The 8,790-nt window shown below is 70.0% G+C and carries 8 protein-coding genes; 6 read left to right on the top strand and 2 right to left on the bottom strand.

From position 1 onward, the window contains the following. Window positions 1-67: 67 nt before the first annotated feature. From ACGFYH_RS33145 to ACGFYH_RS33155, 3 genes are read left to right on the top strand one after another with little or no spacing between them, the layout of a single operon-like run. Window positions 68-1,447 carry a M16 family metallopeptidase gene (locus tag ACGFYH_RS33145; protein WP_393806869.1) on the top strand — a complete coding sequence of 460 codons (1,380 nt, stop codon included), beginning with the start codon at window positions 68-70 and terminating at the stop codon, window positions 1,445-1,447. Window positions 1,448-1,472: 25 nt separating this feature from the next. Beyond that, window positions 1,473-2,225 carry a 4-hydroxy-tetrahydrodipicolinate reductase gene (gene dapB, locus ACGFYH_RS33150; protein WP_393806870.1) on the top strand — a complete coding sequence of 251 codons (753 nt, stop codon included), beginning with the start codon at window positions 1,473-1,475 and terminating at the stop codon, window positions 2,223-2,225. Between the two features lie 49 nt (window positions 2,226-2,274). Then, window positions 2,275-2,730 (top strand): hypothetical protein, encoded by a 456-nt coding sequence (locus tag ACGFYH_RS33155; RefSeq protein WP_393806871.1) that lies wholly within the window; start codon window positions 2,275-2,277, stop codon window positions 2,728-2,730. An 81-nt stretch (window positions 2,731-2,811) separates the two neighbouring features. On the opposite strand, the gene ACGFYH_RS33160 is transcribed toward ACGFYH_RS33155, so the two are convergent. Together ACGFYH_RS33160 and ACGFYH_RS33165 are read right to left on the bottom strand one after the other, a co-directional pair. Continuing rightward, window positions 2,812-3,366, bottom strand: a complete 555-nt coding sequence (locus tag ACGFYH_RS33160) for a hypothetical protein (protein ID WP_393806872.1) — start codon at window positions 3,364-3,366, stop codon at window positions 2,812-2,814. A 118-nt stretch (window positions 3,367-3,484) separates the two neighbouring features. Next, the gene (locus ACGFYH_RS33165) at window positions 3,485-3,724 is read right to left on the bottom strand and encodes a hypothetical protein (protein WP_393806873.1); all 240 of its coding nucleotides are present in this window, start codon (window positions 3,722-3,724) and stop codon (window positions 3,485-3,487) included. 177 nt (window positions 3,725-3,901) lie between these two features. On the opposite strand from ACGFYH_RS33165, the gene thyX reads away from it, so the two are divergent. The 3 genes from thyX to ACGFYH_RS33180 all read left to right on the top strand — a co-directional run bounded on the left by thyX (window position 3,902) and on the right by ACGFYH_RS33180 (window position 8,536). Further along, complete coding sequence (gene thyX / locus ACGFYH_RS33170) at window positions 3,902-5,551, top strand: FAD-dependent thymidylate synthase (RefSeq protein WP_393806874.1); 1,650 nt, start codon at window positions 3,902-3,904, stop codon at window positions 5,549-5,551. A gap of 247 nt (window positions 5,552-5,798) precedes the next feature. Beyond that, window positions 5,799-6,698 carry a 4-hydroxy-tetrahydrodipicolinate synthase gene (dapA, locus tag ACGFYH_RS33175; RefSeq protein WP_393806875.1) on the top strand — a complete coding sequence of 300 codons (900 nt, stop codon included), beginning with the start codon at window positions 5,799-5,801 and terminating at the stop codon, window positions 6,696-6,698. A 152-nt stretch (window positions 6,699-6,850) separates the two neighbouring features. Further along, window positions 6,851-8,536 carry a ribonuclease J gene (locus ACGFYH_RS33180; RefSeq protein WP_393806876.1) on the top strand — a complete coding sequence of 562 codons (1,686 nt, stop codon included), beginning with the start codon at window positions 6,851-6,853 and terminating at the stop codon, window positions 8,534-8,536. The last annotated feature ends 254 nt before the right edge of the window (window positions 8,537-8,790 follow it).

The raw sequence follows: 8,790 nt of genomic DNA on the forward strand, positions 1-8,790 counted from the left end.
TCTCCGTGTTCCCGGTTATGGTGGGGGTGTATGGCTCCACCACCGACATGAAGTACGCGGCCGACCTGTGCGGGCCCGTCGCGCGGGGGCGACGGCCCGCACCTCCTCGGAGGCGCGGGCCGTCGCCCGTACCCAAACCCTCATCAAGGGCGAGCACGGCATCGGTACGGTCCGCAGGACGACCCTCCCCGGCGGCCTGCGCATCGTCACCGAGACCCTGCCCTCGGTCCGCTCGGCGACCTTCGGTATCTGGGCCCACGTCGGCTCCCGCGACGAGACCCCCGCGCTGAACGGCGCCACCCACTACCTGGAGCACCTGCTCTTCAAGGGCACGCACAAGCGCAGCGCCCTGGACATCTCCTCCGCCGTCGACGCGGTCGGCGGCGAGATGAACGCGTTCACGGCGAAGGAGTACACGTGCTACTACGCGCGCGTGCTCGACACCGACCTGCCGCTCGCCATCGACGTGGTCTGCGACATGCTGACCGGTTCGCTGATCCGGGAGGAGGACGTCGACGTGGAGCGCGGCGCCATCCTCGAGGAGATCGCGATGACCGAGGACGACCCGGGCGACTGTGTGCACGATCTCTTCGCGCACACCATGTTCGGCGACAACGCCCTCGGCCGCCCCGTCCTCGGCACGGTCGACACGGTCAACGCGCTCACCGCGGACCGCATCCGCCGCTTCTACAGGAAGCACTACGACCCCACGCACCTCGTGGTCGCCTGTGCGGGCAACGTCGACCACGACAAGGTCGTACGCCAGGTCCGAGCCGCCTTCGAGAAAGCCGGTGCCCTCAAGGACCCGGTGGCCGAGCCCATCGCCCCGCGCGACGGAAGGCGCACCATCCGTGCCGCCGGCCGTGTCGAGCTGATCGGCCGCAAGACCGAGCAGGCCCACGTCATCCTCGGCATGCCGGGCCTGGCCCGCACCGACGAGCGCCGGTGGGCGCTGGGCGTCCTCAACACCGCCCTCGGCGGCGGCATGTCCTCGCGCCTCTTCCAGGAGGTCCGGGAGAAGCGCGGGCTGGCCTACAGCGTGTACTCGTACACCTCGGGCTTCGCCGACTGCGGCCTCTTCGGCGTGTACGCGGGCTGCCGCCCCTCCCAGGTGCACGACGTGCTCAAGATCTGCCGCGACGAGCTGGACCACGTCGCCGAGCACGGCCTCACGGACGACGAGATCGGCCGTGCCGTCGGCCAGCTCCGGGGCTCCACGGTCCTCGGCCTGGAGGACACGGGCGCGCTGATGAACCGCATCGGCAAGAGCGAGCTGTGCTGGGGCGAGCAGATGTCCGTCGACGACATGCTGGCCCGGATAGCCTCGGTCACGCCGGACGACGTCCGCGCGGTCGCCCGCGACGTCCTGGGCCGACGGCCCTCACTGTCGGTCATCGGTCCGCTGAAGGACAAGCAGGCGTCCCGGCTGCACGACGCCGTCGCCTGACCTCCCGGTAAGGAAGCGAAAGAACATGAGCAAGCTGCGCGTGGCCGTCCTCGGTGCCAAGGGCCGGATCGGCTCCGAGGCGGTACGGGCGGTCGAGGCCGCCGCGGACATGGAGCTGGTCGCCGCCCTCGGCCGGGGCGACAGCCTGGACACGCTGGCCAGGACCGGCGCCCAGGTCGCCGTCGAGCTGACCACCCCCGCCTCGGTCATGGACAACCTCGACTACTGCGTACGCCACGGTATCCACGCCGTCGTCGGTACCACCGGCTGGACCGACGAGCGCCTCGCGCAGCTCACCGCCCGGCTCGACGCCTCCCCGGAGACCGGCGTGCTCATCGCGCCCAACTTCTCCATCGGCGCCGTGCTCACCATGAGGTTCGCGCAGCTCGCCGCCCCGTACTTCGAGTCCGTCGAGGTCGTCGAGCTGCACCACCCGAACAAGGTGGACGCCCCCAGCGGCACCGCCACCCGCACCGCGCAGCTGATCGCCCAGGCCCGGCAGAAGGCAGGCTCCGCACCGGCGCCCGACGCCACTGCCACCGCCCTGGACGGCGCCCGCGGCGCGGACGTCGACGGGGTCCCGGTCCACGCGATCCGCCTGCGCGGCCTGCTCGCCCACCAGGAGGTGCTGCTCGGCGGCGAAGGGGAGACCCTCACCGTCCGCCACGACTCCCTGCACCACAGCAGCTTCATGCCGGGCATCCTGCTGGGCGTCCGCAAGGTGGTCACCACGCCGGGCCTCACCTTCGGCCTGGAACACTTCCTGGACCTGAACTGAGAGCCGTACCGAGATCCGGACCCGAGCCCCGAACCGAGCCCTGACCCCCATGCGCGCGAAGATCACCTACCTCGTCACGGCCGCCGTCCTGGTCTTCTACTTCGTCCTGGCCGGCAGCCGCGGTGTGCTGCTCATCGAGGCCGGCACCCCCCTCACGGTCGCCTTCGGTGTCGCGGTGCTGATCCTGCCGGTGATCGGTCTGTGGTTCCTCTGGAAGAACACCCGGTTCGTCCGCAGGGCCAACCAGCTGGCCGCCGAACTCGACGCCGAGGGAGGCCTGCCCGTGGACGAGCTGAAGCGCACCCCCAGCGGCCGCGTCGACCGGGACTCGGCCGACGCGGTCTTCGCCCTGCGCAAGGCCGAGACGGAGGACGCCCCCGGCGACTGGCGCAGCTGGTTCCGCCTCGCCGTCGCCTACCACGACGCCCGCGACACCCCGCGCGCCCGCAAGGCCATGCAACGGGCGATCGCTCTCCACGACGGCGAGCACGTCGAGGCCGCCTGACCTCGAGGTCGCCCGAACGGACCGAAACGCCGGGCCCCGACCGCAACTGCGGTCGGGGCCCGGCGTTTCGGTTTTCGTCGCTCAGTCCCGACGGTACTCGTCGGCCCACGCCTCCACGGCGTCGGCCGCCCGGTCGAAGGCGCCGTCGCGCGCCAGGAAGTCGCAGTTGTGCGTGGTCAGCAGCGGGGACGCGGGCTCCGCGGACCTGCCCTGCCGGACGAGGAGCAGTGCCTGCCCCTGCACCGTGCGCGGCAGACCGAGCCAGCGCACCGGCTGCTGCACCGTGCGCACGCTGGCGACCTGCTGCCAGGCCACCGTGCGCGTGGTGAGGAAGCTGACCTGACGCACCCCCCGCGCGCTCACCCACGCGCCCATGCGCAGCATCCGCAGGGCGCAGAGGATGACGACGACCGCGATGCCGAAGATCACCCCGGCGGAGGAGAGCGAGCCCGTCGCCGCGATGACGACCGCCGCGAACAGCACGAACGAGGCGAACAGCAGCAACAGCGCCGCCGCCCCCACGCGCCACGGCCCCGGCCGGTAGGGCCGGCGCCAGAGGTCGCGGTCGTCGTAGGGCAGCGCGACGTCGTCGGCCGTGTCAAAGGCACGGTCGGCCGTCAGGAAGGGCAGGGGCACGGCTGGTCCTCACTCGTTCCGAGGCAAGTGTTGTGCCCGGTGAGGCTACCGACCTGTGTCTCCGGTCACCACCCTCGGGGGCCCGGACGGAGGTGGCGCCGTCCGCTCCGACCGCGCCTCAGCGCCCTTCGGTCGCCTGTGACGGCTGTTTGTGCGGGGAGGGCTGGTCGGCCGACAGCGCGGGCATCCCGATGACCAGGGAGCCCACGAGCCCGGCGACGACCGTGAGACCGAGGAGTCCTCGTCCGGCCAACTGGCCGAAGGAAGCCCGCTCGCGGGGCGGGGGTGCGACATTGCTGCGGAACCTGTCGGCTTCGGCGACGAAGGCGAACGGCACGGGTTCACGCCGGCGGATCATGGAGGCTGTGTCTCCTTCCGGAGAGTGAGTGATGCGCTGTTACTCATACAGACGAGCGAACGCCCCTCCAGGTGCCCTGTTTCACCGACTTCATCGCGGCACGGCACCGGACGTCCGATTCCGAGGGGGCCGTAGAGTGGCCCCGCCAAACGACGAGATGGGAAGGCCCTCCACACCGTGACCGACACCCCCGCCGACGATCCCAGGATCGAACTCCGCAGCGACGTCACCGTCGAGCTGGTCAAGAGCAGCGCGACCGACTCCGACGTGCTGTTCGCCGCCCGCGTCTCGACCGCCGGGGAGCAGTCCCTGGACGAGCTGCACAAGGACCCGGAGCGCTCGAAGGGTCTGATCAACTACCTCATGCGGGACCGGCACGGCAGCCCGTTCGAGCACAACTCGATGACCTTCTTCGTCAGCGCCCCGATCTTCGTCTTCCGGGAGTTCATGCGGCACCGCGTCGGCTGGTGCATCGCCGGTGACACCGAGATCACACTGGAGAGCGAAGCCGGCAACCTTCGCCGACGCACCATCGCCGAGCTGTACAAGCTCTGGCACACCGGCGTCGAGGACCGCCTGCCGCACTCCGCCGGTGGAGTCACCTGGCACGGCCGGGCCGGCAGGTGGATGGCACAGGTCAGACGTGGCGAGACCAATCACTACCTGGGGCTCTACGAGAACCGGGAGGCAGCCGAATCGGCTGTGGCGGAGTTCCGTGAGCTGCACCCCAGCACCCGCCTGCGCGGACTCGAGTCGGTGCGTCGCGACCATGTGCGCTGCTACGACGAGGAGACGATGCTCGCCCGGCGCGCCAGGATCGTCGACGTGATCCAGTCCGGGGTCAAGCGCCTGATCAGGATCACCACGGCTTCCGGAAAGGTGCTCCGCTGCACGGTGGACCACGCCGTGTTCACTCCGGAGGGATGGTGCAAGGCGGGGGAGCTCGTCGTAGGCGACGCGGTCATGGCCGCCGGCACCGCCCCCCGTCCGTCCGAAGCCCTCGTTCCGCCCAGCCTGCGGCGAGGCATCGGCGTGTGGACCGCCATGCGCCGCCGGGAGCTGATCAAGGAGGTCGACACCTGTCACCTCTGCGGGCAGGACTTCCCCCGCGACCAGCTCGCCCTCGACCACGTCGTTCCCGTGGCACGCGACCTGACCCAGGCTCTCGACGAGAAGAACCTCGCTCCCGCCTGCGAACCCTGCCACGCGGTCAAGAGCGCCGGAGAGCAGGCACCGGCACGGCGCGGCGGCGGGACCGCACAGGCGGTGCGGGACCGGGTCGTCGGCATCGAGGACGACGGGGAGGAGATGACCTACGACCTCTCCGTCGAGGGCCCCTGGCACAACTTCCTGGCCAACGGCATCGTCGTCCACAACTCCTACAACGAGGAATCCGGCCGCTACCGCGAGCTCCAGCCGGTCTTCTACGCGCCGGACGAGTCCCGCAAGCTCGTCCAGCAGGGCCGTCCGGGCAAGTACGTCTTCGTCGAGGGCAGCACCGAGCAGTACGAACTGGTGAGCCGGTCCATGGAGGATTCCTACCTCCAGGCGTACCAGAGGTACCAGGAGATGCTCGCCGCCGGAGTCGCCCGCGAGGTGGCCCGCGCGGTGCTTCCCGTCGGCCTGTACTCCTCGATGTACGCGACCTGCAACGCGCGCTCGCTGATGCACTTCCTGGGCCTGCGCACCCAGCACGAACTGGCGAAGGTCCCCTCCTTCCCGCAGCGGGAGATCGAGATGGTCGGCGAGAAGATGGAGGCGGAGTGGGCCCGCCTCATGCCGCTCACCCACGCGGCCTTCAACGCCAACGGACGCGTGGCGCCGTAACCGGCCCCGGCGCGCGTCCCGGGGCCCGGCCCGACTGACCAGGGCCGGGCCCGAGCGGGCACAGATGTGCGCATCAGCCGTGCGAAGTGTCCGGATTGCGGCGTTTGGAGAAGTTCATCTAGCCTGATCAAAGGGACCCGGCACTGCCTGAACCCCCGAGCAGGCAGTGCCGGGCTCCACTTCCGCTCCGACCTGCAGCCTCCCCCGAGGGCAGACCCCGCCCTGAGCAACGAGTAGCGTGTAACCCATGGCTCCGACCTCCACTCCGCAGACCCCCTTCGGGCGGGTCCTCACCGCCATGGTCACGCCCTTCACGGCGGACGGCGCACTCGACCTCGACGGCGCCCAGCGGCTCGCCACCCATCTGGTGGACGCAGGCAACGACGGCCTGATCATCAACGGCACCACCGGCGAGTCCCCCACCACCAGCGACGCGGAGAAAACGGACCTCGTGCGAGCCGTCCTGGAGGCCGTCGGCGACCGGGCTCACGTCGTCGCCGGAGTCGGCACCAACAACACCCAGCACAGCATCGAGCTGGCCCGCGCCGCCGAGCGCGTCGGCGCACACGGCCTCCTGCTCGTCACGCCGTACTACAACAAGCCCCCGCAAGAGGGCCTGTACCTGCACTTCACGGCGATCGCCGACGCCGCGGGACCGCCGGTCATGCTCTACGACATCCCCGGCCGCAGCGGCGTCCCGATCAACACCGAGACACTGGTCCGCCTCGCGGAGCACCCGCGGATCGTCGCCAACAAGGACGCCAAGGGCGACCTCGGCCGGGCCAGCTGGGCCATCGCGCGCTCCGGCCTCGCCTGGTACTCCGGCGACGACATGCTGAACCTGCCGCTGCTCTCCGTGGGCGCGGTCGGCTTCGTCTCCGTCGTCGGCCACGTCGTCACCCCCGAGCTGCGCGCCATGGTGGACGCGCACGTCGCGGGTGACGTACAGAAGGCACTGGAGATCCACCAGAAGCTGCTCGCGGTCTTCACCGGCATGTTCCGCACGCAGGGCGTCATGACCGCCAAGGCCGCGCTCGCCCTCCAGGGGCTGCCCGCCGGGCCGCTGCGCGCCCCCATGGTCGGTCTCACGCCCGAGGAGACCGAGCAGCTCAAGATCGATCTTGCCGCCGGCGGGGTACAGCTCTGACAACAGACTTCGCACCACCGCACGACCGGACGGACTTCACAACTGAATAGGCGGGCCACCGGTGCCCGCACTCCCACACGACAACTGCATCGCACGAACGTCACGCGCGCCACGTGCCCTCGGTACGTGGCGCGCGTGGTGAGGAGAGTCTTTTGAGTCATCCGCATCCTGAACTGGCCCGGCCCGCGGCGCTCCCCGAAGGCGGCCTCCGGGTCACGCCCCTCGGCGGCCTCGGCGAAATCGGCCGCAACATGACGGTCTTCGAGTACGGCGGCCGTCTGCTGATCGTCGACTGCGGAGTGCTCTTCCCCGAGGAGGAGCAGCCCGGAATCGACCTGATCCTGCCGGACTTCACGTCCATCAGGGACCGACTCGACGACATCGAGGGCATCGTCCTCACCCATGGCCACGAGGACCACATCGGCGGTGTCCCCTTCCTCCTCCGGGAGAAGCCGGACATCCCGCTGATCGGCTCCAAGCTGACCCTGGCGCTCATCGAGGCCAAGCTCCAGGAACACCGCATCCGCCCGTACACCCTCGAGGTGGCGGAGGGGCACCGTGAGCGCCTCGGCCCCTTCGACTGCGAGTTCGTCGCGGTCAACCACTCCATCCCGGACGCGCTGGCCGTCGCCATCCGCACCCCGGCGGGCCTGGCCGTCCACACCGGCGACTTCAAGATGGACCAGCTTCCGCTGGACGGCCGCCGCACGGACCTGCACGCGTTCGCCCGGCTCAGCGAGGAGGGCATCGACCTGCTCCTGGCCGACTCGACCAACGCCGAGGTGCCGGGCTTCGTCCCGCCCGAGCGGGACATCTCGAACGTGCTGCGCCAGGTCTTCGGCAACGCCCGCAAGCGGATCATCGTGGCGAGCTTCGCCAGCCACGTGCACCGCATCCAGCAGATCCTGGACGCAGCGCACGAGTACGGCCGCCGGGTCGCCTTCGTCGGCCGCTCCATGGTCCGCAACATGGGCATCGCGAGGGACCTCGGCTACCTGAAGGTCCCGCCGGGCCTGGTGGTCGACGTCAAGACACTCGACGACCTGCCCGACAGCGAGGTGGTCCTGGTCTGCACGGGCTCCCAGGGCGAACCGATGGCCGCCCTGTCCCGCATGGCCAACCGCGACCACCAGATCCGCATCGTCAACGGCGACACGGTGATCCTGGCCTCGTCCCTCATCCCGGGCAACGAGAACGCGGTGTACCGCGTGATCAACGGCCTCACCCGCTGGGGCGCCAACGTCGTCCACAAGGGCAACGCCAAGGTCCACGTCTCGGGCCACGCCTCGGCCGGCGAGCTGGTGTACTTCTACAACATCTGCCGTCCGAAGAACCTGATGCCGGTCCACGGCGAATGGCGCCACCTGCGCGCCAACGCCGAACTGGGCGCCCTCACCGGCGTCCCGCACGACCGCATCGTCATCGCCGAGGACGGCGTCGTCGTCGACCTGGTCGAGGGCAAGGCGAAGATCTCGGGCAAGGTCCAGGCGGGGTACGTCTACGTCGACGGCCTCTCGGTCGGCGACGTCGGCGAGCCCGCCCTCAAGGACCGCAAGATCCTCGGCGACGAGGGCATCATCTCGGTCTTCGTGGTGATGGACTCGTCCACCGGCAAGATCACCGGTGGACCGCACGTCCAGGCCCGCGGGTCCGGCATCGAGGACGCGGCCTTCGCCGCGGTGCTCCCCAAGGTCGTCGAAGCACTGGAACGCTCGGCCCAGGACGGCGTCGTCGAGCCGCACCAGCTCCAGCAGCTGGTGCGCAGGACCCTCGGCAAGTGGGTCTCGGACACGTACCGGCGGCGACCGATGATCCTGCCTGTCGTCGTGGAGGTCTGACGGTCCGTCGGGCCACCGACAGCGCCAACCTGGAGCGGGGCGCCTCGATTTGCATCGGGGCGCCCCGCTCCAGTACGTTTACATCTCCGCTCGGACGGGCACCCGACCACCTCGTGGATCGGAGCAGCCCCCGGAGAGCGGAAATTCCGACTCAGAATCTCTGATAAAGTCGGAGTCGCCGGAAAGGGAAACGCGAAAGCGGGCACCTGGAAAGCACCGAGGAAATCGGATCGGGAAGATCTGATAGAGTCGGA

The organism is Streptomyces sp. NPDC048392 (genome assembly GCF_043200575.1).
GTDB lineage: Bacteria > Actinomycetota > Actinomycetes > Streptomycetales > Streptomycetaceae > Streptomyces.